The 25,874-nt window shown below is 36.0% G+C and carries 22 protein-coding genes; 13 read left to right on the top strand and 9 right to left on the bottom strand.

Annotated features, from left to right (window positions below):
• Positions 1-128: 128 nt before the first annotated feature.
• The 3 genes from OB_RS02465 to OB_RS02475 form a co-directional block, all read right to left on the bottom strand.
• Complete coding sequence (locus tag OB_RS02465) at positions 129-1,724, bottom strand: Vga family ABC-F type ribosomal protection protein (protein WP_011064855.1); 1,596 nt, start codon at positions 1,722-1,724, stop codon at positions 129-131.
• Positions 1,725-2,117: 393 nt separating this feature from the next.
• Complete coding sequence (locus OB_RS02470) at positions 2,118-2,951, bottom strand: ABC transporter ATP-binding protein (protein WP_011064856.1); 834 nt, start codon at positions 2,949-2,951, stop codon at positions 2,118-2,120.
• Between the two features lie 184 nt (positions 2,952-3,135).
• A complete protein-coding gene (locus OB_RS02475; RefSeq protein WP_011064857.1) occupies positions 3,136-4,101 on the bottom strand; it encodes an iron-hydroxamate ABC transporter substrate-binding protein in 966 nt (321 codons plus the stop codon).
• Positions 4,102-4,303: 202 nt separating this feature from the next.
• Here OB_RS02475 and OB_RS02480 point away from each other — a divergent pair, with 202 nt between their 5' ends.
• A complete protein-coding gene (locus tag OB_RS02480) occupies positions 4,304-5,317 on the top strand; it encodes a FecCD family ABC transporter permease (protein WP_011064858.1) in 1,014 nt (337 codons plus the stop codon).
• Positions 5,314-6,336 carry a FecCD family ABC transporter permease gene (locus OB_RS02485; RefSeq protein WP_011064859.1) on the top strand — a complete coding sequence of 341 codons (1,023 nt, stop codon included), beginning with the start codon at positions 5,314-5,316 and terminating at the stop codon, positions 6,334-6,336. The genes OB_RS02480 and OB_RS02485 overlap by 4 nt, the downstream gene beginning before the upstream one ends.
• Positions 6,337-6,483: 147 nt before the next feature.
• On the opposite strand, the gene OB_RS02490 is transcribed toward OB_RS02485, so the two are convergent.
• Positions 6,484-6,924: a YaiI/YqxD family protein gene (locus tag OB_RS02490; RefSeq protein WP_011064860.1), complete on the bottom strand. Its 441-nt coding sequence runs from the start codon at positions 6,922-6,924 to the stop codon at positions 6,484-6,486.
• A 96-nt stretch (positions 6,925-7,020) separates the two neighbouring features.
• Between OB_RS02490 and OB_RS02495 the strand changes: the two genes are divergently transcribed.
• From OB_RS02495 to argF, 6 genes are all read left to right on the top strand, one after another.
• Positions 7,021-7,530 (top strand): GNAT family N-acetyltransferase, encoded by a 510-nt coding sequence (locus OB_RS02495; RefSeq protein WP_011064861.1) that lies wholly within the window; start codon positions 7,021-7,023, stop codon positions 7,528-7,530.
• Positions 7,531-7,545: 15 nt separating this feature from the next.
• A complete protein-coding gene (locus OB_RS02500) occupies positions 7,546-7,818 on the top strand; it encodes a DUF3219 family protein (RefSeq protein WP_011064862.1) in 273 nt (90 codons plus the stop codon).
• Between the two features lie 56 nt (positions 7,819-7,874).
• The gene (locus OB_RS02505) at positions 7,875-8,435 is read left to right on the top strand and encodes a GNAT family N-acetyltransferase (RefSeq protein WP_011064863.1); all 561 of its coding nucleotides are present in this window, start codon (positions 7,875-7,877) and stop codon (positions 8,433-8,435) included.
• 34 nt (positions 8,436-8,469) lie between these two features.
• Entirely contained in the window at positions 8,470-9,651 is a 1,182-nt protein-coding gene (locus tag OB_RS02510) for a class I SAM-dependent rRNA methyltransferase (protein ID WP_011064864.1), read from the top strand.
• A gap of 191 nt (positions 9,652-9,842) precedes the next feature.
• Positions 9,843-11,051 (top strand): endonuclease/exonuclease/phosphatase family protein, encoded by a 1,209-nt coding sequence (locus tag OB_RS02515; RefSeq protein ID WP_011064865.1) that lies wholly within the window; start codon positions 9,843-9,845, stop codon positions 11,049-11,051.
• Positions 11,052-11,326: 275 nt separating this feature from the next.
• Positions 11,327-12,295 carry an ornithine carbamoyltransferase gene (gene argF, locus OB_RS02520; RefSeq protein WP_011064866.1) on the top strand — a complete coding sequence of 323 codons (969 nt, stop codon included), beginning with the start codon at positions 11,327-11,329 and terminating at the stop codon, positions 12,293-12,295.
• Positions 12,296-12,479: 184 nt separating this feature from the next.
• Here argF and OB_RS02525 read toward each other — a convergent pair whose 3' ends face one another.
• Complete coding sequence (locus tag OB_RS02525; protein WP_011064867.1) at positions 12,480-13,604, bottom strand: amidohydrolase; 1,125 nt, start codon at positions 13,602-13,604, stop codon at positions 12,480-12,482.
• 135 nt (positions 13,605-13,739) lie between these two features.
• Here OB_RS02525 and OB_RS02530 point away from each other — a divergent pair, with 135 nt between their 5' ends.
• Complete coding sequence (locus OB_RS02530; protein WP_011064868.1) at positions 13,740-15,536, top strand: S9 family peptidase; 1,797 nt, start codon at positions 13,740-13,742, stop codon at positions 15,534-15,536.
• Positions 15,537-15,671: 135 nt separating this feature from the next.
• Positions 15,672-17,261: a glutathione ABC transporter substrate-binding protein gene (locus tag OB_RS02535; protein WP_011064869.1), complete on the top strand. Its 1,590-nt coding sequence runs from the start codon at positions 15,672-15,674 to the stop codon at positions 17,259-17,261.
• A 338-nt stretch (positions 17,262-17,599) separates the two neighbouring features.
• Here the strand turns inward: OB_RS02535 and thrB are convergent, their stop codons facing one another.
• Genes thrB through OB_RS02550 form a run of 3 tightly spaced genes read right to left on the bottom strand, consistent with a single transcriptional unit; the run spans position 17,600 to position 20,840 of the window.
• On the bottom strand, positions 17,600-18,484 hold the full coding sequence (gene thrB / locus OB_RS02540) for a homoserine kinase (protein ID WP_011064870.1): 885 nt from the start codon (positions 18,482-18,484) through the stop codon (positions 17,600-17,602).
• Complete coding sequence (gene thrC / locus OB_RS02545; protein WP_011064871.1) at positions 18,481-19,542, bottom strand: threonine synthase; 1,062 nt, start codon at positions 19,540-19,542, stop codon at positions 18,481-18,483. The genes thrB and thrC overlap by 4 nt, the downstream gene beginning before the upstream one ends.
• On the bottom strand, positions 19,542-20,840 hold the full coding sequence (locus OB_RS02550) for a homoserine dehydrogenase (protein WP_011064872.1): 1,299 nt from the start codon (positions 20,838-20,840) through the stop codon (positions 19,542-19,544). The genes thrC and OB_RS02550 overlap by 1 nt, the downstream gene beginning before the upstream one ends.
• 134 nt (positions 20,841-20,974) lie before the next feature.
• Here OB_RS02550 and OB_RS18460 point away from each other — a divergent pair, with 134 nt between their 5' ends.
• On the top strand, positions 20,975-21,139 hold the full coding sequence (locus tag OB_RS18460) for a hypothetical protein (protein ID WP_011064873.1): 165 nt from the start codon (positions 20,975-20,977) through the stop codon (positions 21,137-21,139).
• A gap of 192 nt (positions 21,140-21,331) precedes the next feature.
• Here the strand turns inward: OB_RS18460 and OB_RS02555 are convergent, their stop codons facing one another.
• Positions 21,332-22,504, bottom strand: a complete 1,173-nt coding sequence (locus tag OB_RS02555) for an MFS transporter (protein ID WP_011064874.1) — start codon at positions 22,502-22,504, stop codon at positions 21,332-21,334.
• A 177-nt stretch (positions 22,505-22,681) separates the two neighbouring features.
• Here OB_RS02555 and OB_RS02560 point away from each other — a divergent pair, with 177 nt between their 5' ends.
• Together OB_RS02560 and OB_RS02565 are read left to right on the top strand one after the other, a co-directional pair.
• Positions 22,682-23,506, top strand: a complete 825-nt coding sequence (locus OB_RS02560) for a squalene/phytoene synthase family protein (RefSeq protein WP_011064875.1) — start codon at positions 22,682-22,684, stop codon at positions 23,504-23,506.
• A 561-nt stretch (positions 23,507-24,067) separates the two neighbouring features.
• On the top strand, positions 24,068-25,618 hold the full coding sequence (locus OB_RS02565) for a BCCT family transporter (RefSeq protein WP_011064876.1): 1,551 nt from the start codon (positions 24,068-24,070) through the stop codon (positions 25,616-25,618).
• Positions 25,619-25,874: the final 256 nt, after the last annotated feature.

Below are 25,874 nucleotides of genomic sequence, written 5' to 3' on the forward strand. Positions count from 1 at the left end.
AGTGAAAAGCGCTTCATAAATATACTCCGCGGCTGATGACTCCCGTATATTTCGTCCGCTTATTCTAGCAAGCAAAACATACGGATTTATCTGTTATGTTTAATACTTCTGTCCCAACCTCCCAGATATTACATTTTATTATTGATTTGCTCCATAATTATTTTTTTCTCTTTGAGTAGTTCTTGAAAGTGTTGATCTAATTCTTCAGATGGGTTAAGGCTAAGTTTACCTAATACTTCAGTGATTTTATTTTCGATTATCAACTTCTGCTGTTCAAGAGAATCTTCTTGTTCATGGGTTTTCGATTGAACTTGTTGATATGCCTGATAACTACCATCAAAAATATGAAGTTGTTTGTCTTTAATTTCCACTATTCGGTTAGCCACTTGATTAATAAAATGGCGATCATGGGATACAAAAAGGATTGTTCCAACATACCCTTGTAATAAACCTTCTAGTGCCTCAACTGCTTCTATATCGAGAAAGTTCGTCGGTTCATCGAGGATAAGTATATTAATATCACTCACAAACAGTTTTGCAAAAGCTACTTTGACTTGTTCTCCACCGCTTAATACATGTACCGGTTTATACACATCTTCATCGAAAAAGTGTAGTCGAGCTAAAACGGTGCGAATGAGTGATTCCTGTTGTTTCGATGTTTCTTGAACATTTTCAAGAATTGATTTATTTGCATTAAGCACGGATAAGTTTTGACTGAAATAACCAATCTTAACGGAAGGATTAATGGTAATCCCTTTATGATTACGGTTAATAATTTTCTTCACTAGAGTTGTTTTTCCGGTTCCATTTTCTCCAATTATTGCTACTTTATCTCCGCCTTTAACATAGAGACTTACGGGTTCCCACAATCGTTTTTCAGGTACTTTTCCTTCTACATCTTCCATTCGTATAATTATTTTTCCTGTTACTTTATCTTGCATCGGCAAAGTCATTTTTATAGGAGGGCTATCATTTACTTTTTCTACTTTATCTAGATGTTCTAACCGTTTTTCCAATGCTTTTGCTGTTTTTTGTAATTTCTTTTGCTTCTTCGCAAAGTAAGGTTTTGCACCTGTAATTTTAGCTTCAGAGCGGCTTACTTGTTTAGGTTTTTTGGTAGCTCTTTGTGCCCGTTGCTCTTTCTTTTCGATTGCGTTTTCGAGTTGTTGTTTCTTCTGTTGATAGTGTTCGTACGCTTGTTGTTGCTGTTGTATCTCAAGATCTTTTTGTTCTCGATAGTCAGAATAATTTCCTTTGTAGATATTCACTTTACTATCTTCTAACTCCCAAATGCTCGTGCAAAGCTTATCTAAGAAAAATCGGTCATGTGAAACAATAATTAACGCACCTTGCCAATTGGATAATTTTTTCTCCACCCATTCAATATGCTTGGTATCAAGATTCGTTGTTGGTTCATCTGCTAATAGAAGTCCTGCCTTGGATTTTAAGGAATTAGTAATATATTCTTGGGTTACCTCGCCGCCACTTTTTGTAGTATCTTTTCTTTTTAGTTGAGGTAAGAGCTCAACTTGAGTATACGTTTTTATGCTCCCGGAATCAGGATTTCGCTTTGTAGCTAATAATTCTAAAAGTGTTGATTTTCCAGTTCCATTAGGGCCAACTAATCCAATTCGGTCATTTTCTGAAATAGATAGCTGATCAATGTTTATTAGTGTTCGATCTTTTATCGCATACTGAACATGATTGATTTCCAATATCCTCATATGATCATCTCCGTTTATATATTTTTGGAGACAAAAAAGCCCCCGTTCTTTTCCAGAACAAGGGGATAGCACCGGGTATTGGCAACGGAAAATAGAGCTATCCCGTAGCACATACACAAGGAAAGATAGAAGCTAATCCTGTTCTGGAAAATTCAATTAAACATAACAAAACGCACCGATGGTATTTACGCACGATAGTCTTTTATGTCGATATGAATTTTCTTAGATTAATAACAGGATTAGTACTTCATGTTCCCTTGATTCACCCTTTCGATTCAAATGTTAGTGTCATTATAACGGAAAGAAAAAAGAATGTCATCCTTATTCTTAAAAATAGGCGAGAAGAAAATCAAAGAAACCCCCAAACGATGATAGTTCGTCTGGGGGTTAAATTTACAATGCGGTTGTAGCAGGGTTTTGCATAGATTCTTTTATAGCGCAATTTCTTCCTCTTCCGTGTGGAATACACATTGGTGTTCCAAAAATTGGATCACAGGCAATGTTACAACGCATACGAAATACGTCAGAAACCAATTCGCTTGAAATTGTATCTTCAGGTCTACCTTGTGCATATACCTTTTTGTCTTTAATTGCTATGATATGATGAGCATAACGGCTAGCGAGGTTCAAGTCATGCAGTACCATTACGATCGTGCGGTTATCTTTTTCATTCAGTTCAAATAATAAATCTAAAACATCGATTTGATGGGTTAAGTCTAAATAAGTAGTGGGCTCATCCAATAGAATGATATCTGTTTCTTGTGCTAGTGTTAAAGCAATCCATGCCCGTTGACGCTGACCACCGGATAATGAATCAACTGGCTCATTCATTAATTCGCGCATATTGGTATCTTGAAGTGCTCGTAGTACTGCATCTTCGTCTTCTTGAGACCACTGCTTCATCATTTTACGATAAGGATGTCTGCCTTGTTTTACTAGTTCATAAACAGTAAGCCCTTCAGGACTTGCTGGTGATTGCGGCAATATAGAAAGGTTTTGAGCAACCTCTTTCGTTCGCATTTTTGCTATATCTTGGCCATTTAGGACAACCGAACCGTCTTTAGGCTTCAATAATCGAGCTAAAGAACGTAATAATGTTGATTTCCCACATCCATTTGGACCGATGAATACCGTGATTTCTCCTTTAGGTATGGAAATATCTAATTCATCGATGATGATGCGATCACCGAATCCGAGTGTTAAGTTATTCGCTGTTAGCGTATCCAACGTAATCGCCTCCCGGTTCAAAACACGTACATTTTGACGTTACCTTCATTTTATTGGTTAAAAAGTCATTCGTCAATGATAATAATTTTCAATTAAGGTATCAATAAATGAAAAGTTAATGGAGTAAAAAGACTGAAACATAAGTAATCAATTAAAATACTTTTTGTTCCAGTCTCTTCTAATTTTATTTAAAGATATTAATTAATTCATCAATTGTTTGTTCATAAGCTTTAATACCGTTGTTTGTCCAGTTGCTTTCGTCTTCAAAGTGGTAAACTTGATCATTTTGGACAGCTTTGGTATTTTGCCAAACATTACTATTATTTAATGTTTCAATACCTTCGTCGTCTTCTGATCCAAGGATAACGACATGGTCAGCTTCAATCTCAGATAATTTTTCCAGAGATATAGGATCCCAATTAGTTTCAGTCTCACCTAGATCTTTAACTAATTCAGGAACTTTTACTCCTAACTCTGAATAAATCATTTTAGCAGTGTGTCGATTTTCTTCAAATAAGAAGTATTTTCCACCAACAACCCACATAAATGCTACTGATTCTTCTCCTAAAGTATCTTGAAGCTGTGTATTCGCTTCTTCTACTTTCGCTTCATAATCAGCAATTGCTTGCTCAGCTTCATCTTCTTTGCCAAGTAACTCTCCAAAACGTTTCAGTTGGACTTGCCAGTCTGACGTTTCTTCTTGACTCATTACGTAAGTAGGTGCGATTGCTGAATAATCTTCATACGAACCTTCATAGCTATCTAAAGTATTTTCTAATATAATGAGGTCAGGTTCATAGCTTAGTACTTGCTCTAATGGCATTGTCCATTCGATTGTTTCTACATCTTGAAGTTCTTCTTCTAAGTAGTCTTGTACACTTTCACCAATTGCCCATTTTGCAGTAGGCGTAATTCCAAGTGCTAACAGTGTATCTTCATGATAAGGTGCTAATACGTTTTCCGGGTTTGCTGGAATAGTTACTTCTCCCATTTCGGAATCTACGGTTTGCTCTGACGGTTCTTCGGAATTATTGTCTGAACTATTATCCGTATCATTATTATTGTCATCGCTACCACAAGCAGCTAAAAATAATGATATTGCAATGAATAATACCAGAAGTAGTTTATTTTTAGTTAAGTATTTATACATATTCTTTTCTCCTCTATGTTATAATGTTCACCTAACGACAATGATAATCACTTTCAATTAGAAAGTCAATGTTATCTTTAAGTGTTCCACATACTTTCATTATTGTTGGCAAACCGTCTATTCGAATCTTCCTTAATATATAATTAAGGAGACATTAAACACAATGATTGAAGATGTATAATCTTGTATAGGAGTCTTTTTTATGAAAACATTCACAAAATCTCCCTTTTCTAAATTAGGTTTAAACATTATTGGTTTATGTCTAGTTGTTTTTTCGATGGGGATATCTATTTCTTATGGTGCCACAAATATAGACTTACATACTGTTTGGGATGCCGTATTACATTTTAATCCAGAAAATCAATCCCACCAAGTTATTCAGGAGTTACGCATTCCTAGAGCGTTGTCTGCCGTTTTAGTTGGTGCATTTCTAGCTGTTTCTGGAGCAGTCATGCAGGGGATGACACGAAATCCATTAGCTTCTCCTTCTATTATGGGTGTGACGGATGGTGCTGCATTTGCGCTAGTTATTATGATGGCATTTTTCCCGTCTGTTTCAAGTGGAGGATTAACGCTAGGATCGTTTATTGGGGCAGGCGTAGCTGTTACGCTAGTATTTTTAGTCGGATCGTTCTCAAGTAGTGGACTTACTCCAGTGAAATTAGCTTTAGCAGGTGTAGCTATTGGTACACTTTTACGGTCTTTATCATCCGTAATTTCATTGCATTTTCAACTGGAAAAAGATATTGGTTTTTGGCTTGCTGGTGGATTGGATGGGGCCAATTGGGGATCTGTTCAACTCTTAGTCATGATTGGGATTTTCGGAATGCTGATTGCTCTATCAATTTCAAAATCTATCACAGTGCTAAGTCTAGGTGATGATTTATCAACAGGTCTAGGTCAAAATAATACGATGATTAAGATCATGGGGATCATTTCCGTATTATTATTAACTGGGGTGGCAGTATCAATAGCTGGATCTGTTGGTTTTATCGGGTTAATTATTCCTCATATCACAAGGTTTATTATTGGCACAGACTATCGTTGGATTATTCCTACAACAGCTGTGTTTGGTTCGCTTCTTTTAGTAAATGCGGATTTAATAGCAAGAATGATTAATGCACCGTTTGAAACGCCGGTTGGTGCAATCACATCAATCATTGGTGTGCCATTCTTCCTCTACTTAGCAAGAGGTAGTGGAGGTGACAAAAAATGAATGAATTAGAACAACTGAAGTGGAAACGTTTTTGGACGATTAGTGGAATATTAATTGTATTAATGATTGGTTTTGCTTTTCTTAGTTTAAATATGGGGGTAATCTCTATATCCCCAAAAGAGGTAATTCAAACATTATTCCAAAATGGTACGGATCAACAAGAATTGGTGTTATTTAATTTTCGATTACCCGGGATTATTCTTGCATTATTAATTGGAGCTGGATTAGCAGTTTCTGGAGCTATTATGCAAGGGTTTACCCAAAATGGATTAGCCGATCCTGGTATCCTCGGAATCAATACAGGTGCAGGATTTGCAATTGTATTATTCTTATTTTTCTTTCAAGGTGTTATACCAAGTTCAAGCCCGCTATCTATTTTTGCCATGCCGTTTGTTGCTTTAATAGGGGCATTAACAGCTGCAGCAATTATTTATGCACTAGCTTGGAAAAAAGGTGTAACAGCTATTCGTCTCGTGCTAGTTGGAATTGGTGTGAATGCCGCTTTTAGTGCATTGTTGACCATTATGCAGTTGAAAATGGATCCACAGAACTTTAGACAAGTAACCATATGGCTGTCGGGTGATATATGGAATGCGAATTGGAACTTTGTATTTGCTTTGCTACCATGGATGCTTATACTCATTCCAGTTGCAATTAAAAAGTCAAAGTCTCTTAATGTGTTCAATTTAGGAGATGATGTAGCTTCTGGTTTAGGTGTGAGAGTGGAAAAAGAAAGAGGATTACTACTATTTATTGCTGTTGCGTTAGCAGGAGCTTCCGTAGCGGCAGGTGGGGCAATTGCATTCTTAGGACTGGTAGTACCTCATATTGTCAGAAAGATAGTCGGGCCTATGCATCAATTTGTAATTCCTATATCAGCTTTACTTGGTGCAGTTTTATTAATGGTAGCTGACATAATTGGAAGTAATTTATTAGCACCGAGCACCATCCCCGTTGGTATTGTAGTTTCGATAGTAAGTACACCATACTTTATCTATTTATTAATGAAAACAAAGTAGGATAAATTAAAGAGAAGTTAGTTAATCTCTATCTTGCTTTTTATAGCAGATAGCAGAAATATAACTAGAAAAGTTAAAGGTCAGATGCGAAAAACGCCTCTATTGTTACATAATACATTAGTAACATATAGAGGCGTTTTTTCTAGACTACTTCGTAATATACTGAAGAAATAATTGGTTGAAATTTATTCTGTCTTCTTCTGTCAATGCTTTAGGACCTTTCGTTCGTTTGCCGCTCTTTCTTTCTTTTGCACTTAAATATCGTGATTGTAATAATTGATCGATATTATGATTCGTGTAGGCAAATCCTTTATGATGAAGTACATAACATCCTTTTGCTAAAGCTAGAGATGCTAGTCCGTAATCTTGAGTGACGATGATATCTCCTTTGTTTGCTAATTGCATAATCCGATAATCCGCAGCATCTGCACCAGTATCTACATAAATAGTTTCAACATGAGAAGGATGTTCATGAAGGGAATAATGAGATAGACTGGTTACAAGCGTAACGGCTATATTTTGCTTTCCAGATTCTTTGATAATAATGTCTTTCACTGGACAAGCATCCGCATCTACATATACTTTCATATATTTCGCTCCCTCATATATACTAAGTATATTGTACCGAAATCATTATTAATTGGAAAATATAATAAAAAAATATGAAGATTTGAGGTATCCGTTGTGACAGTAATAGAAAAGATGAAGAAATCTGACTGGAATCAAGTATTAGATATATATATTCAAGGAATGGAAACAAAAAATGCAACCTTTGAAACAACAAAACCAGAGTGGGAAAGCTGGGAAGATTGGGACAGTGATCATCTAGAGAACTGTCGATTAGTTGTCAAAGAAGGAACCAAGTTGTTAGGCTGGGCTGCATTATTACCAATATCAACGCGGAAATATTATTCAGGGGTTGCAGAGGTTAGTATTTATCTAGATAAGGAAAGCCTTGGAAAAGGGATTGGCTCCATGTTAATGAAATCATTAATAGAACATAGTGAGAAGAACGGTTTTTGGATGTTACAATCCGAAATTTTTCCAGAGAATATAGGCAGCATCAAATTACATGATAAATTTGCCTTTCGCAAAGTCGGTATTAGAGAAAAGATTGGAAAGATGGAAGGAACAAAAAACGAATGGCGAGATGTTGTTTTAATGGAAAGAAGAAGTGAAAAATGTGGAGTATAACAAGGAGGCGATATTTTGGTAATTGTCTTAAATAATCACGAGTTCATTGCTCGAGATGTGAAGTTAAATGATGAAAAAGAAAAAACAGAGTTGTCGTTTTACTTCAAAGTGACGAGTGAAACCTATCACGATATTACAGTATTATTATATGAAAATAATTTCTTCGTACAAATACCAGAAAAAAGTATTAATTTTTCAGCTACAATAGGGCAGTACGCAACATCAATTACAAATTTATATGAAGAAGGAAAAGAAGGAGACTTTTTCTTATCACTCGTTGAAAAATAAGTATGTAAATGTATTGATATGAGATTGATATAGAACGAATAAATGGGGGGATGGGGATGGAACCGATATTAATCGAGTTTCCTGATTACGTAGAAACAGAAAGATTGCTTATCCGAGCACCGAAGTTAGAAGATTGGAAGGAATTACATGAGGCAGTACGTGCTTCTAAAGCCGAGTTAGAACCATGGCTTCCTTTTGCACGAAACGATGAAACTGAAGAAGATCGTAAAGCAAATACGAAGGAAGCATATGTAAACTTCATTTCGAGAAAAGATTTGCGTTTTCATGTTTACAGTAAAGAAACCGGGAGATTTATTGCTTCAACCGGATTACATCGAATTGACTGGAAAGCAAGAAAGTTTGAAATTGGCTATTGGGTAGATTCCCGTCAAAGTGGGCAAGGGTATGTAACAGAGGTGGTATATGGATTAACCAAGTTTGCGTTTGAACAATTAGAAGCGAATCGAGTAGAAATTCGTTGTGACTCTAAAAATACGAAAAGCAGAGCAGTTGCAGAAAGAGCTGGATTTGATCTTGAAGGAATATTGAGAAATGATGAAATAGATCATAAAGGGATATTGCGTGACACATGCGTTTATTCAAAAATAAAATTATAAAGAGTTTCCTTTAAAGGAAAGATAGGATGACAATATGAAAAAATTAAAAGTTAAGCAAAACTATGTGAAGAACTTTAAAAACCAGACCCCGTTAATTTTAAGTGAAGCGGTAGATAATACGAAACAACTTAATGAAGGAGAAATTATTGAATTAGTAGATCCTCGTGGAGGTTTCTTAGGAAAAGGGTATGTTGGTTTTCAAAATAAAGGAATGGGTTGGGTACTAACATTTAAAGAGAACCAACCGATTGACCAGGTACTATTTAAACAAAAGATACTTACTGCATTAAACAAACGTACCTCTTATTATCAGGATGAAATGACAAATGCTTTTCGTATTTTTAATGGAGAGGGAGATGGCATAGGTGGCCTAATCATTGATTATTTTGACGGATATTACGTCATTCAGTGGTACAGTGAAGGCATCTATCAATTTAAAGAATGGGTACTAGAAGTGTTTGAAGAACTTGGTGATTATCGAGCAATTTACGAAAAGAAACGCTTTGATACCAAGGGTAAGTATATTAATGATGATGACTTTGTAAGAGGAGAGCGTGGGGAGTTTCCGATTATCGTGCAAGAAAATGGGATGAACTATGCTGTTTATTTAAACGATGGTGCTATGGTAGGAATCTTTCTTGATCAGCGTGATGTACGAAAAGCCTTAAGAGATAAGTATGCATGGGACAAGCATGTATTAAATACATTTTCGTATACGGGTGCTTTTTCCGTAGCTGCAGCTTTAGGAGGAGCGAACAAAACGACTAGTGTTGACTTAGCGAAGCGTAGTAAGGCTAAAACGATTGAGCAGTTCAGTGTAAATGGAATTGATTTTGAGCAGCAAGATATTATTGTAATGGATGTGTTTGATTACTTTAATTATGCGAAGCGAAAAAACCTTCGTTTTGATGTCGTAGTGCTTGATCCTCCAAGTTTTGCAAGATCCAAAAAACGTACATTTCGAACAGCAAAGGATTACCCAGAATTAATTAAGAATTCCATTGATATAGTAGAAAAAGATGGAATGATTATTGCGTCTACTAATACGGCATCGTTTGGTATGAAAAAATTTAAAGAAATGATTGATCGAGGGTTTAAGGATAAAAATAAAAAATACACTATAGTCGAGGAATTCACACTACCTGGAGATTTCATGGTGAATAATCGTTATAAACAAGGTGATTATCTGAAAGTGGTAGTACTGCAATTGAAATAGACAGGAGAAATTATTCTTGACTAATATGCAGGATTTAGAAAAGAAGATGCAAGAAGTATGTAGACGCTAATAAATGGTAAAAATTTACATTTTTTAAAGTTAACTACATACTATGTTTACCTTACTCTATTAAACTTTATATGAACATATATTTATATAAATATATAGCTGATATCATAGGAGGGGTAGACATGAAAAAAACATACGTAATTTTATTAGGGCTAATTTTGATGGGAAGTGTAGCCTTTGGTACCATTTCAGCGAATGCGGAAACTACTCAAGAGGGAGATGCAAACTTAGAAGTAATGTCTTACAATTTACGTTATGATAATCCGAATGATCCACAAACTTGGGAAGAAAGACTTCCGGTATTGCAAGAATATTTATTAGAGAAAGACCCAGATATTATAGGAACACAGGAAGCTCTTTATAACCAAGTGAACGATGTGGATGCAAATTTGCCAGGGTATGATTGGATAGGGCTAGGTCGTGAAGGTGGTTCAAACGGAGAATTTATGGCGATTTATTATAAAGAAGATCGGTTTACTCCTTTGGAATATGATCATTATTGGTTGTCAGATACTCCAAAAGAAATTGGATCGACATCTTGGGGCAATTCCATTCCAAGGATGGTAACATGGGCAAAATTTGAGGATAAAGAAACAAATAAGCAATTTTATTTTGTTAATACACATTTTGATCATGAATCAGAAAATGCACGTGTTAAAAGTGCAGAACTAATTGCAGAGAGATTAAATGATTTTGATGAAGATATTCCGGTTGTATTAACGGGTGACTTTAATACTCCATTAGAAAGTGAATCACATCAAATATTAACAGCAGATGATTTGTTTGAAGATCCTTGGGAAACTGCAGAAGAAAAAATAAACGAAGATCTAGGAACGTTTAACGGATTTAATGATGCAACAGGCGGCGGAGCTGATAATAAAATTGACTGGGTACTGACAAAAGGAATCGATACTAAATCTGTTGAAATTGATAACTATCAAAATAATGGGTATTTCCCAAGTGATCACTATCCGGTAATAACTGAATTAAACTACTTAGAACAGGAAGAAGAATCTTCACCTGTTATTAAAAATTTGGTTCCAGAAGAAAATAAATCACTAAAGGCTGGAGAATCTGTCAAGATACAGTTTGAAAGTGAAACAGGTTTAAAAGCTACTTTCTCTATTAAAATGCCACTTACAAATGTTCGATCTGCATCTACTGAGTTGCCTTTGTTAGAAGTGGATGAAGGACAATATGTTGGTTATTGGACTGCGACTTCAAATGTTGTAGCTGAAGGTGCTGAGATTCAAGTTAATGTAGTCGATCAAGAAGGGAATAGTAATAGTAAAACAGCAGAAGGAACATTAGACATTAACGTAGAGAAGTAGTTTTACATTGAGTTAAGATATAGTTGGCAAAAGATTATATAGCATAGAAAAAACTCGTTCATGTAATGATCATCACATGGACGGGTTTTTATATTTATACAAAAAATGATAGTGGATTATATATAATAGTTTAATATGATTTTCTAATAGTCAATCAAATTAAAAATGTATAATCTAATTTAAATTTAATAAATAAACAGTTGAAAACTATTGTATAATTATTCTTTTTGTTGCATAATAATTCATACAACCATTTTGGAAAGGTGTGCGTGAAGATGACAACGAATACTCAAGAAATTAATTTTCAACAACAAGAGTTAAAGGGAAGAGACTTCTTAACTTTAGCGGATTATACAAAAGATGAGATTAATTACTTAATTGATTTAGCAGACTACTTGAAAAAACAACATAAAGATGGAGTTATTTTTGAGCCTTTAAAAGGAAAAACGTTAGGAATGATCTTTGAGAAGTCATCTACGAGAACGAGAGTATCTTTTGAAACGGGAATCTACCAACTTGGAGGGTTAGGGATTTTTCTCAGTTCCAAAGATATTCAGATTGGTAGAGGAGAGACGATTGCAGATACGGCGAAGGTTCTTTCTGGATATTTAGATGGTATTATGATTCGAACGTTCGCACAAGAAGATGTGGAGGAATTAGCAAAGCATGCTAGTATTCCTGTTATTAATGGATTAACGGATTTGTATCATCCTTGTCAGGTATTGGCTGATTTACAAACGATTAAGGAGGTAAAAGGTAAACTCCATGGAGTAAAATTGGTCTACATTGGTGATGGTAATAACATGACTCATTCTTTAATGTTAGGTGCCGCAAAAACAGGCATGCATATGGTAGCCGTAACACCTGATGGATACACACCTAATAAAGAAGTATTAACTAAAGCGAAAAGTATAGCTAATCAACATGGGGCTATTATCGAATGGACATCTGATATAGCAACGGCAGTACAAGAGGCAGATGTTATTTATACAGATGTATGGGCAAGTATGGGACAGGAAGAAGAGCAACAACAACGAGAAAAAGACTTTGAGAATTATCAAGTAAATGAAAGTCTGTTAGAAAAAGCGAAAACGGATGTGATTTTTATGCATTGCTTACCAGCTCATCGAGGAGAAGAAGTGACTGCAGGAGTAATTGATGGAAAACAATCTGTCGTATTTCAGCAAGCAGAAAATCGTCTACATGCACAAAAAGCATTAATGACAGCGTTAATGGCAGATTGATAAAGAGAAGAGTTAGATTTAGAGGCAATATTTAAGGAGATAAAAATTCGAACGTTGGATTCTGGATTGGTCGGAATTTTAATGAACTTAGTATTGTAATGAGATGATCGCGTATAGAAAAAGCGTATGAATTCATACGCTTTTATTTTGAGTAGAAATTTCTGCATAGTAATGATGTTTTACATTATGAAACTTTTAAACCGTCGATATAGACTTCAAGTAATTTAGTTTGTAAATCAAATGGGTTACCATCCCATAGAAGAAAATCAGCATCCTTCCCAGCTTCTAATGAACCTACACGATTATCTACACCCAGGTGTTTAGCTGCATTCGAGGTGATTGTTTTTAATGCTTGTTGTTCCGTAAGTCCATTCTTAATTGCATGAACGGCGCTAGTTAATAAATACTCAATTCCCACAACTGGATGATCGGTCGTGATAGAACATGAAATCCCAGCATCGGTTAATGTCTTAATGGTTGTCCAATCTTTATCCTTTAATTCTACTTTAGATCTTGTAGACATCGTCGGTCCAACAGAAACCATGACATTATGTGCTGCGATATAGTCAGCAATAAAGTGTCCTTCTGTACAATGTTCAATTGTTACATCGATATCAAATTCTCTTTTAAGCCTTAGAACGGTAAGAATATCATCTGCACGATGCGCGTGGACTCGTAGTGGAATTTCTTTCTTTGTAACTTTTGCTAATTGTTCCATTCCAAGATCAAATGAAGCGTTACTATTGTTCGAATAATATTTGGCTTCAAATAATTTCTGTCTTAAAGTAGCTGCTACTCCCATACGCGTAGTAGGCATTTTTCCTTTAGACCCATGAAATATTTTCGGATTCTCTCCAGTAGCAGCTTTCATACCTGAAGTTGAACGAATGACCATCTCGTCAATAATCGTGCCAGTTGTTTTTAACACTGACATTTCACCGCCGATGACGTTTGCACTCCCAGGCATAACTTGGACAGTAGTAATTCCCGATTCTCTCGCTACTTGAAAGCCATATTCTCGTGGGTTAATGCCATCAATGGCGCGAACTTCAGGAGTTGTAGGGTTCGAAGTTTCATTAAAGTCAGCCCCTTCTTTGCCAACTCCCTCTTCCGAAACACCTAGATGCGTATGTACGTCAATAAGTCCTGGAGTAATGACCAGTCCTTTTCCATTAATCGTTTGATAGGTAGGTGGTATCGTGATGTCTTTCGCAATTCCCTCAATTTTCCCGTCTTTCATAAGTATTGTGTGTCCTTCCAATACTTCCTCTTTTCCGTTCCAAATCGTTGATCCGGTTATAGCAATCATCTGTGTATCCCCCTATAAGACAAGACATATGATGAAATTGATTTATTAGATTATTTCATCTATACTTTATTGTTATATTAATAGTTTTAAAAATACAACAAAAAATTAGAAAATTCAACATGGAGGGATCAACAAATGTCAAAAAAACAAGATGTAAACAAATTGTTGTCATTTTTGAATGCAAAGGGCGCATACCAACCTAGAAAAATTGGTGAAAGTACAGATTTTACGTTTTTGGCAAATTTAACAGGAAGACCACAAGTTTGGAAGATAGATGAAAAAGGAAAAGTATCTGCTTTTCATGAGCTGAAGGATAGAGTACTACAGGTATATCATTCTCCTTCTGGAAAGCATACCGTATTAGCTTCTGACTTTGAAGGGAATGAAAAGCAACAGTTTTATTTAAGCTCAGATAATGGAAAGACAATAGAAGATTTAGTAATATCTCCTGAGCATTTTCACCAATTTGGTGGTTGGTCTCCAGATGAGAGCAAAATTACGTATGCAAGCAATCGAAGAGATCCGGGATATTTTGATATTTTCACATTGAATATCAAAACAAAAGAAGAAGTCACTGTGTTTGAATCCAATACAAATTGTACTCCATTAACTTGGACGGCAGATGGTAAAGGTATTATCTTTACGTACGCTGTTTCGAATATTGATAATCAATTACATATTTTAGACCTTGAATCGGGGAAAACAAAGCCAATTGGTAATGTAAATGTCCCAGCTAGATACCATTCAGTTCAGTTAACGAAAGATAATTTGTCAGGGTATGTTGTAACCGATGAAGGTAGAGATACTTTAGCAATTGCAAAGTTCCATCTTGAAAAACCAGATTCATTAGAATTTATCTATAAAAGTGAGCAATGGGACATTGAGGAAGTTAAGGTATCTGCTGACGAAAAGCATCTTGCTTTCTCACTAAATGAAGGTGGAAGTTCGCAATTAGGAATCTATTCTGTAGATAAAAACAAAGTAAAATTCACTAAATCATTGCCAGTTGGAGTCTATCAATCTATACAATGGTTAAATGAACGAGCGTTATTAATAGGAGTAACAAGCTCGATATTGCCAGGCGATATATGGAAAGTAGATATAGTAGAAAATGAATCAGAGCGACTAACGAATATTGGTGAAAGTCCGGAAGTTGATCATCTGTGGGTGGAACCCGAAGTATGTCATTTTTCTTCCTTTGATGGATTAGAAGTTCCATATTTTCTATATGGAAAGAAATCAACGAACCAACCTGTAATGATATATGTTCATGGTGGTCCTGAGAGTCAAATTCGCAATGAGTATAACCCTGTTATTCAGTATCTTGCTGCCCAAGGATATGCCGTTGCAGCTCCTAATGTCCGTGGAAGCATGGGGTATGGGAGGGAATATGTTCAGTTAGATGATATTCGGAAAAGAATGGATGCGGTGGCAGATTTAAATTATCTTGTAGAAGATTTAGTATCTACACATCAAACAGACAGAAATCGTGTTGGGATCATGGGGAGAAGTTACGGTGGATTTATGGTATTAGCTGCTATTACGCATTATCCTACTGTATGGGCCGCTGCAGTAGATATTGTAGGTATTAGCCATTTCCGGACCTTCTTAGAAAATACTGGTCCTTGGAGAAGAAGACTTCGTGAACAGGAATATGGTTCGTTGGAGCATGATAGTGATTTCTTTGAAGAAATAGCACCATTAAATCATACTGAAAAGATTCAAGTACCATTACTTATTTTCCATGGAAAGAATGATACTCGTGTACCAGTTTCAGAAGCAGAGCAGCTCACCAAAGATTTAGAGTCTCAAGGAAAAGATGTTGAGTTAATTATTTTTGAAGATGAAGGGCATCAAACGGAAAAACTCGAAAATCATGTGGTAATGAATAAGAAAACCGTAGAATTTATGGATCAATGGTTAGGTGAATAGCGTAATATTTTCCAATTGAAAGAAAATTCCTTCAAATATATTGCTAACCTACTGTTTTTTGTGTATATTTAAAATTAGTATTTTCGTCATTTTTTGACAATTAAATCAACATGAAAAAACAAGGAGGAATTTCAGGTGGGGAAAAGAAGTATCTGGCTTATTGTTAGTATGGTTGTAATTGGATTTATATTAGTAGGTTGTGCTAGTGAACCAGATGAATCTGGAGCAGAAGAGGATGGACAAGCTCAACAAGAAGGTGGAGATTTAGTGATCGCAACTGTTTCAGACGCAGTTGCTTTAGATCCTGCAGGAGTTAATGATGTACCTTCCTTTGATGTACAATACAATATCTTTGAGAAGTTAGTGAAACACGATAGTGATATGAACTTACAACCTGGACTAGCTAAGAGTTGGGAAGCAGTGGATGATAATACTTGGCAATTCGAACTGCAAGAAGGGGTAACTTTTCATGATGGTGAGCCATTTAATGCGGAAGCTGTTAAAGCGAATATAGAGCGGATGTTAGATCCAGAAGTTGCTGCACCACATTCATATTTATTAGATGGAGTGGAAGAAGTTGTAGCAGTGGATGAATATACTGTTCAATTTAAAACGGAATACCCAATTTCTGGATTACCCTCTAGTTTAACACATCCAGTTGGATCAATGATTTCACCAAAACAAATTGAAGAGGATTATGCAGCTATGGAGAATGGTGAGAATCCAGGTTCAGTAATTAATGAAAATCCAATTGGAACAGGATATTTTAAATTTGATGAATGGAATACAGGGCAATATATTCGTCTAGTTAAAAATGAAGATTATTGGGATGGAACTGCTAATGTAGATACAGTTACATTTAAAGTTGTATCGGAGGATTTAACGCGAATCGCAGAATTACAAACTGGAGATTCACATATATCGAATCCGCTTAGTGCATCTGATGTAGAGCAATTGGAGCAATCGGATGAAATGTATGTAAATCAACAGGGAAGTGTTTCTTTAGATTATTTAGGTTTTAATATGGAACAAGAACCATTTGATGATAAGCTTGTTCGCCAAGCTATCTCAATGGCAATTAATAAAGATGAAATTATTGATGGAATTGCAAATGGTTACGCGAAAAAAGCAATTGGCCCGTTGGCTCCAGGAGTTGCGGATTATGATGAGAATTTAAAGGGACTAGAATATGATGTAGAAGCAGCGAAAGAACTATTGGCAGAAGCTGGCTATCCAGATGGTTTTTCTGCAACAATATGGACGAATGAAACGAGAGAGCGTTTAGATATTGCTACAAATGTTCAGGCGCAACTAAAAGATATAGGCATTTCCGTAGAGATTGAAGTATTTGAGTGGGCAGCCTATTTAGAAGAAATCGGGAAAGGTAACCACGATATGTTTATCTTAGGATGGTCAAATAGTACTGCAGAAGCAAATAACGGTATCGCACCATTATTCCACTCAGACAATATTGGACCTTCTGGAAACAGAACATTTATGCAAAATGACGAGCTGGATCAACTTCTAGATGAAGGATTAATGGAGATTGATGAAGAGGAACGCTTCAATAAATATCAGCGTGCACAAGAGATACTTGTAGAGGAAGCTCCAGTTGTTTATCTTATGCACAAAGACTATTTGATGGGCGTACACGAAAGTGTGAACAACCTAGAAATGTTACCAACAAAAATGTTGTTATTAAAAGATGTTACGATAGAGCAGTAAAATGGAAAGAGGCTGGGACATAATAAAAAGTGCTAGTCAAAAGACGAATGAAAGCTAGAATAAGCGTAAGAAATATACGGAGACTCCTTGGAAATTAAAAAACGATTTTCTGCATGCGATGTAATGCTGTCGCAGTCTTCCTTGTCCTGTGGTAGGCCTAGGGGAGACCCCGATGCATAAGCATCCGGAGGCTCAACAGCCGCCGTTGGATAAGCGCTGTATATTTCTGAAGCGGGTTTTTATAGTCCAATCATTTGGATTTGTCTTTTGATTAAATACTTTTGTCTCAGCCTCTATTTTCGAATGCATACAAATAAGTCAATTACATAATTGCTAACTTATTCTTGAATGGAGATACCTTGATAGTCGATAGGTATGTATTCAACTTGGTAATCCGCAAGTAAAGACAACTTAGACATATTGTTTTGTAAAGTTGGTCCGTTTCCTTTTGGAGTTATGGATAGCATAGTCGGACCTGCGCCACTTAAGATAGTGCCAAATGCGCCATACTTTTTCGCTTCCTCTCGAATATAAGCAAAATTTGGAATTAGCTCTGAACGAAAAGGTTCATGAAAGAGATCTTCTTCCATTAGTTTACCTGCTAATTTGTAATCCTTACTGTATAATGCAGCAATAGTTAAATTGCTAATTGCACTTGCTTTAGCAGCATAATCTCGATTGTAGCTATCAGGTAAGCAATTTCTAGATACGGATGTCTTTAGTTCTATATTTGGTATATAGGCAACTATATCGACATCAATGTCTCTCAATTGGATATGTTCAATTTCTTTCTCTAATACTGTTGAAATAACTAATCCACCATAGATAGAAGGTGCAACATTATCAGGATGCCCTTCAATTTCCGTGCCGTATTGTAATTTTTGTTCTGGTGTTAAATGTAGATTTCCTAATTGATTGGCAAGCTCGATACCTGCAACAATTGCAGAAGCGCTGCTTCCTAAACCACGAGCCAAAGGAATCTCGTTAGTTTCCTGTACCTTGCAAGCAGGTAGACGAATACCGTGTTTATTAGCAATGTTTTCTGCAATATTCCATATAAAGTGGTTTTCTGTAGGGGTAGATTCGCCGTCGGAATAAAATTGTATGCTGTTCGCATCCTCTACATTTAGATGTAAGTATAAGCCTAATGCAAGCCCTGTTGAATCAAAACCAGGGCCCACATTACCGCTGCTTGCTGGAACAGAGATACCAAAAGGCGTCATGATGTAATCAACTCTTCAAGATAGTCCATGACTGCTTTTTCGTTGTTTGGTAAGCTTACAGGATCAATGGATAGTTGATCGATTGCCGTTTGTGGATCTTTCAATCCATTCCCTGTCAATACAGCAACAACCTTACTACCTTTTGGAATAGTTCCACTTTTAACCTGTTGGATAACACCAGCGATAGATGCTGCTGATCCTGGCTCTGCAAAAATACCTTCTTTTTGTGGTAAAAGCTTGAACGCATTTACAATCTCTTCATCTGTTACATACCCAATACTTCCATTTGATTCTTCTTTTGCTTTTAGGGCAAGTTCCCAACTTGCTGGGTTACCGATACGGATAGCAGTAGCTACTGTTTCTGGTTGCTCAATAACTTTATTTTTAACAATAGCAGCAGCACCTTCTGCTTCAAATCCCATCATTTTGGGTAGTCCCGATTGGTGTTTTTCGTTATATTCTTTAAATCCTTTCCAATATGCACTAATATTTCCTGCATTCCCTACTGGAATAGCAAGAATATCAGGAGCTGAACCTAATTGATCGCAAACTTCAAATGCGGCAGTTTTTTGTCCGTCAATACGATAAGGATTAACAGAGTTAACTAATGTAACGGCTGATTTCTCACTGATTTTACGAACCATTTGCAGTGCCTCATCAAAATTACCATCAATCTCAACAATCTCTGCACCGTACATGACGGCTTGAGCTAATTTTCCTAAAGCAACTTTTCCTTTAGGGATGACAATAATTGCACGTATACCAGCCCTAGCAGCATAGGCAGCAGCTGCAGCTGAAGTATTTCCTGTAGAAGCACAAATAATGGATTTGCTGCCTTCTTCGATTGCTTTTGCAACTGCCATAACCATGCCTCTATCTTTAAATGAGCCGGTCGGGTTTAATCCTTCAAATTTTCCATATAACTCTATTCCTAATTCCTTTGATAAAGTTGGAAAAGACAATAAAGGAGTGTTTCCTTCCATTAGACTTAATGATGGTGTCTGGTCTGTGACTGGTAATAAATCCGCATATTCCTTTAATAAACCTTGCCAGGTCATTACATCACTTCTCCTTCCACTTTATAATAGCTTTTGATTTCCATAACTGCTTCAAAACTTTTCAACTTCTCTAACGTATGTTGGAAATTAGACAAAGATGTATCATGAGTTACAACAACAATTTCAGCTGCTTCATAATCATTAACAGGTGTTTGTACGATACGTTGGAAGCTTATATCTTGTTCATGGAATAATGATGATATTTTAGAAAGAACTCCAGATTCATCCTTTACACAGAGCCTAATATAATACTGGCTATGTCGCTTATTAATTGGGGTTAACGTTTTAGTGAACTGCATTTCATTTGATTGACTGCCGGATACACCAAGACGTAATCCTTTTATCGCTGCACTGACATCAGATAGTATTGCTGTAGCAGTAGGCAAACTACCGGCCCCAGGTCCATAAAACATGGTTTCACCTACAGCCTCGCCATATACATAAACTGCATTATATTCGTTCTTCACACTAGATAATGGGTGGTTTTTTGATAAGAGTGTAGGTTGTACATTTACTTCCAGCTCTTGATCGTTAAAGTTCGCAAAACCAATAAGTTTCATTGTATAACCGAGTTGTTTTCCGTAACGTAAATCTTCTAATTCAATCCCTCGAATACCGTTTACTTCTACATCGCTTAATTCAACAGGAGTCGAGAAAGCAAGTCGACCAAGGATGGCCATTTTTCGAGCAGCGTCTAATCCGTCAACATCTGAAGTAGGGTCTGCTTCTGCAAATCCTAACCGTTGCGCTTCTAATAGAGCGTCTTCGTAACTCATTCCTTCTTCATCCATTTTAGTTAGGATATAGTTTGTAGTACCATTCACAATCCCCATAACACGTTGAATATGGTCCGTAGACAATCCTTCCGAAATACCTCTTAGAATTGGAATGCCTCCAGCAACGCTTGCCTCATAATAGAAGTCGCAACGATTTTTGGTAGCAGCTTCTTGAAGCTCAGGTCCATGCAGAGCGACTAAGTCTTTATTGGCGGATACGACATGTTTTTTATTATTAAAAGCACGTAAAATATATTCTTTTGCTTGATCAATGCCACCCATTACTTCTACTATAATGTCAATTGATGGATGATCTAATACATCACTTGGATTTGTCGTGAGCAAATCACCATTAATATGTATATTTCTTGTTTTATCTAAATTTTTTACTAACACTTTCGATACTTCTACTTCACAACCAAGTTGATGAGTTAATTTTTCACGGTGGTCATTAATTAATTGAATAACACCAGACCCAACAACTCCTAAACCTAATAAACCAACAGACACTTTCTCTTTCATACTTTCACCCCTCTGCGATGTATATTGAATACATTTAAACACGAAAACTAATGTATGGCAATAGTGAATTATTTGAAATTAACAAATAAATATTGTGTTAATACAATAATAGAAAGAGATTAGGAGGAAAGCAGATGAGAGAAGCAGTGATTGGAGCAATATTTCTTGTTTGTTTAACAATCGGTTGTATAGTGGGTTATTTATTTGGAAGTACTGAAACTGGGGGAACCATTGGTTTAGCTTTTGGATTAGTAAGTATTTTATTATTTCGAAAGCGTAGAGGAAAAGATGGAATATAGCTAAAAACATTCGTTGGCACTTCTCAACAAATTATAGAAATAGCTCTTGAAATTTGAATTTAAACTTGAACATGTACAAGTAAATATTTACTTTCCAAGCTTTGAAGATATTATTATTTAGGAAAGTTATATAAAAGCTCTACACCTAATTTCTGAGGTGTAGAGCTTTATTTGCTTTTTTAAAAGTATAATTTATTTAGATGAAGAAACTAGCGATTGTTTATCTTTATATCCTTTTAAAGCAATAATCGATGTGATCAGACCGATAAGAACTATTACTCCTCCTACAAACGCATTGAATTGTACATGAGACTTTTCAATGACGAAACTACCAATGAACGAGCCAATTGCTATTCCGAAGTGTAATGCAGAATTATTTAGACTCACTAATATATCTGCATTTTTTGGAGCAGTTTCAATTAAGAAGCTCTGAACTGGTGGTGACACCGCCCAACTCATCATACCCCAAATAATTAATACAACAAAGAATATAATTATATTAAAAGTAGCAAAAGGTAAGGAGATTATTGCTAAAATGAATAGTATAATTACGGTAAGAATAGTGCGTTTTGGTCCAAAATGATCAGATAAAGCTCCGCCCGCACCACCGCCACTAACTGCAGCGATTCCAAAGGCTAAATAAACAACGCTAAGCCAAAAACCATTCATATTCATCATTTCACTAACGAAAGGGTTTAGGTAGGCGTATAACGTAGTATGTCCTGCCAAAACAAATAATGTTGTTAGTAATGCAAATAAGACGGATTTACTACTAACCATTTTAAGCTGGGATTGTAATGGTAAAGGCTTTTCGGATGTATAAATCTTCGTCATAAAGAAATAAACACCTACCATAGATAAAACGGTTAAGATCGCTATGAGTACGAATGGCGCTCGCCATCCGAATGCCTCTCCAAGTATTAAACCAAACGGAATACCAAATACTAATGAACCGCTGACGCCCATGCTGACAATTCCAATGGCTCTTCCGCGGTATTCAGGTTGAACAATGGATGATGCCATCATGATACAAAGTACGATAAGGATCGAAGCACTTGCAGCAGAGATAATTCTACTTATAAATAGCATTGTATAGGAAAAACTAAATATAGCTATTAAATTACCTATAAAAAAAGTACTTAAAGCAATTAATGTTAATTTTTTTCGTTCAATCGAAGCTGTTAGAAATAATAAAATTGGTGCCGAGATTGCAAATACTAATGAAAAGATGGTGATAAGCAACCCGGCCTGTCCCATCGATACATTAAGATCATTTGCTACTAAATCTAAAATACCACTGATAATTAATTCTACCATTCCAACTACAAAGGAGATGGTCATTAATAAATACACTCGTTTATCCATGTCAACACAGCCTTACATAAAATTTCGCAACAAGACTATCGTAGACTTATTTTTACAGAAGTACAAGAGAATAGTATTTATTTACAAATTTTTTACACGGCACAATTAAAAAGGAAAAAAAGTGTTGTGTTTGTTATACTTGTACTATCGCATGAATCGGACAAGGAGGAATCTTTGGTGAGTAGACAAGCAACATTAGATAAAGAAGCAATGAAGGTACTCAAAGAAACTAGTCGAACATTTTACATTCCAATAAAGCTGCTGAATAAAACATTAAGGAAAACAGTTGGTTCAGCATATCTTTGTATGCGTGCGATTGATGAAATGGAGGATCATGAGGCGTTGGATTCTTCGAGTAAGCAGGAGTTATTAATCCAGACAAGTCAATTATTACAAGCGGAAACGTTTGATAATGTTGCTTACCAATCATTAATTGATCCGTACCGTGATATACTCCCGGAAGTAACTATTCGTTTAAATGATTGGTTACTATTTTGTCCTTCGGATATTGTTACGCAAGTCAAGTCTTCCACAAGTGAAATGGCAGAAGGAATGGCGAAATGGGTAGCTAGAGACTGGGAAGTAAACACCAAAGAAGACTTAGATGAATATACGTATTATGTTGCTGGGTTAGTCGGTGTAATGCTATCAGATATATGGAAGTGGTATGACGGAACGGAGACAGATCGTGAATTAGCTATTGGATACGGCAGAGGTTTACAGGCTGTGAATATATTAAGAAATATTGATGAAGATGCTGAACGCGGAGTAGGTTTCTTCCCGGATGATTGGACCAAAAAAGAAATGTTTGAATATGCAAATATGAATTTACATATGGGTGAACAATATATGGAACAAATTTCCACAAAGAATATTTTATTATTCTGTCGTATCCCATTAGCACTTGCGCAAAAAACATTGACCGCATTGGAAAAAGGTAAGGAAAAAATATCGCGGGATGAAGTGGAAAATACAGTTGATCACATTATAAATTCAAAATAGGTAGTGCTTAACTGTAGATTTTAAAAGATAAGACCTTTTATAATAAAAAGCCAAATTTCTCAAAAGTAATCTGAGAAATTTGGCTTTTTTGTAGTTGTTAGTCATTTGAATTTATCTTTTTCGTTATCTCGAAGATATTTCTATTCAATACCTATGTTGCAGGAAAAATGCTCAACTATTTTTTGAATTTATGACACAAAATAAAATATATAACTTATAAATAAACATTAGAAAGGGAACATATAACTAAATATGTACTGTATAAGATGTAAAAATGGCAGGATTCTTTTATTTTTCTGTAAATAAAGTGATTAGGGTAGGGATTTTATTCTAATTCTTCTCTTTTCTTCTGTATTTAACGAGAAACTATAGGGGATATTATTTGTATGAACAAAAATAAAAAACTATAATTAAAAACTGTGTTTAATAAATTAAACAAGCAAGTTGGTGGAATGCTGTTGTGATTCACGTTTTCTCTGTTTTCATTTATCCATCCGACGGTCTTTATGAACAGTTAATACTAACTTTAGGCGACTTGCTGTAAAAATCAGGAGGTAAAACGTGAGATCCCAAGATAAGAAGGAACTCGATTGGCCCGTCTTTTATATAAGCGGAGGTTTTTTAATATTATTTATAATCCTTTCATTATTAAGTAAGGATAAAGTCGGAGAGTGGGTAAATACTTTATTTACTTATTCCTCAGATTGGTTTGGAGCATATTGGCAAATATTACTATTACTTAATTTCTTGATCGGACTAGGATTAGCTGTATCAAAATATGGAAAAGTTCGTTTAGGGAAAATGGATAAACCAAAATATAGTTATTTTGGTTGGGTAAGTATGATTTTGGTGACATTACTTGCGAGTGGCGGTGTTTTCTGGGCGGCCGCTGAACCGATGTATCATTATATGGATACACCACCTTTGTTTGGTGGTGGGGAGTTTAACTACTTAGATGGTGCAATGGCCCAAGCTTTTGTCCATTGGGGATTCCTAGCATGGGCAATTCTCGGTACTTTAGCTGTAGTAGTCATGATGTATGTCCATTATCACAAAGGATATCCATTAAAACCGAGAGGATTACTATATCCAATATTTGGTGAAAGAATTTTTGAAAAGAGTGTTGTCGGTACACTTGCAGACAGCTTTTCAATTATAGCAACAGTAGCAGGGACACTAGGCCCATTAGGGTTTCTAGGTTTACAAATTTCTTATGGATTAAATCATTTATTTGGAGTACCCAACACACTTGTGATAAGTATGTTAGTCGTGCTTGGATTAGTTGCTGTTGCTGCTATTTCAGCGGCAACAGGTGTAGATAGAGGGATTTATCATTTAAGTAATTGGAATGTACAATTTACTATTCTTTTAGCATTAATTGTATTTCTTGTAGGTCCGACAACATTTATTCTTGATGCGTTTATCGGTGGAACAGGTGTTCATTTACAAAACTTCTTTACAATGAACTTGTTCCGTGGAGATGAAGGTTGGTTATCCGGTTGGACGATATTCTTCTGGGGTTGGTTTATTGGCTATGCACCGATGCTAATTGTGTTTATAAGCCGGATATCTAGAGGTCGAACGATTCGTGAACTAATTATTGCAGTATCAGTAGTTGCTCCATTAGTTACAAATTTCTGGTTCTCTGTTGTAGGAGGAACGGGAATATTCTTTGAAAATGAAAACTCAGGTTCTGTTTCAAATGCATTAACAGAGGGTGGAATGCCTGCGGCTGTTATGGCGATAACGGATCAATTACCGATGGGAATCATATTTGGAGTAGGATTTTTATTAGTATCGATTATATTTGTAGCTACTACGACGGATACAATGTCATACACCGTGGCTGCGACATTATCGGGTCATGATAACCCGAAACGTTGGTTGCGTGTGTTCTGGGCAATCATCTTCGGTGCTACTACTGCTGTGATTTTAACAATTGGTGAGGATAGCATTACATCAATACAAAATTCGATTGTTATTACTGCGGTTCCGGTATCTTTCTTGTTATTACCACCGTTGTGGAACGCGCCAAAAATTGCAAAGAAGATGGCGTTAGAACAAGGGTTAATTTGGCAACGTGAAATGAATAAAAAAGTAGATAAAGATTAAAGAGAAAAGACGGCCTTTATAAAGGCCGTCTTTTTCATATTCCAGGAAATTATAAAATTTTGGGGCTGTGGATAAACAACTAAGTTAATTAGCCACGTCCAGCTCCAGCGCCCATCACCTAGTGTCCTTCCGGAGACCTCCTTACGATAAAGAAGACTGCCGAATGTCCTTTATGAGGCATAGTCGCACTTATGCCAATGGTGAAAGTCAACATCGATTCGCATACGCTTATCGTGTTTCCTTTATCTCATACGGT

Origin of the sequence: Oceanobacillus iheyensis HTE831 (assembly GCF_000011245.1) — a bacterium.
GTDB lineage: Bacteria > Bacillota > Bacilli > Bacillales > Amphibacillaceae > Oceanobacillus > Oceanobacillus iheyensis.

Excerpts from the sequence above, each read along its gene's own strand:
- OB_RS02465 (WP_011064855.1), bottom strand. The coding sequence starts at position 1,724 with ATGAGGATATTGGAAATCAATCATGTTCAGTATGCGATAAAAGATCGA.
- OB_RS02475 (WP_011064857.1), bottom strand. The coding sequence starts at position 4,101 with ATGTATAAATACTTAACTAAAAATAAACTACTTCTGGTATTATTCATT.
- OB_RS02480 (WP_011064858.1), top strand. The coding sequence starts at position 4,304 with ATGAAAACATTCACAAAATCTCCCTTTTCTAAATTAGGTTTAAACATT.
- OB_RS02485 (WP_011064859.1), top strand. The coding sequence starts at position 5,314 with ATGAATGAATTAGAACAACTGAAGTGGAAACGTTTTTGGACGATTAGT.
- OB_RS02490 (WP_011064860.1), bottom strand. The coding sequence starts at position 6,924 with ATGAAAGTATATGTAGATGCGGATGCTTGTCCAGTGAAAGACATTATT.
- OB_RS02505 (WP_011064863.1), top strand. The coding sequence starts at position 7,875 with ATGGAACCGATATTAATCGAGTTTCCTGATTACGTAGAAACAGAAAGA.
- OB_RS02510 (WP_011064864.1), top strand. The coding sequence starts at position 8,470 with ATGAAAAAATTAAAAGTTAAGCAAAACTATGTGAAGAACTTTAAAAAC.
- OB_RS02515 (WP_011064865.1), top strand. The coding sequence starts at position 9,843 with ATGAAAAAAACATACGTAATTTTATTAGGGCTAATTTTGATGGGAAGT.
- argF (WP_011064866.1), top strand. The coding sequence starts at position 11,327 with ATGACAACGAATACTCAAGAAATTAATTTTCAACAACAAGAGTTAAAG.
- OB_RS02525 (WP_011064867.1), bottom strand. The coding sequence starts at position 13,604 with ATGATTGCTATAACCGGATCAACGATTTGGAACGGAAAAGAGGAAGTA.
- OB_RS02530 (WP_011064868.1), top strand. The coding sequence starts at position 13,740 with ATGTCAAAAAAACAAGATGTAAACAAATTGTTGTCATTTTTGAATGCA.
- thrB (WP_011064870.1), bottom strand. The coding sequence starts at position 18,484 with ATGACGCCTTTTGGTATCTCTGTTCCAGCAAGCAGCGGTAATGTGGGC.
- thrC (WP_011064871.1), bottom strand. The coding sequence starts at position 19,542 with ATGACCTGGCAAGGTTTATTAAAGGAATATGCGGATTTATTACCAGTC.
- OB_RS02550 (WP_011064872.1), bottom strand. The coding sequence starts at position 20,840 with ATGAAAGAGAAAGTGTCTGTTGGTTTATTAGGTTTAGGAGTTGTTGGG.
- OB_RS18460 (WP_011064873.1), top strand. The coding sequence starts at position 20,975 with ATGAGAGAAGCAGTGATTGGAGCAATATTTCTTGTTTGTTTAACAATC.
- OB_RS02555 (WP_011064874.1), bottom strand. The coding sequence starts at position 22,504 with ATGGATAAACGAGTGTATTTATTAATGACCATCTCCTTTGTAGTTGGA.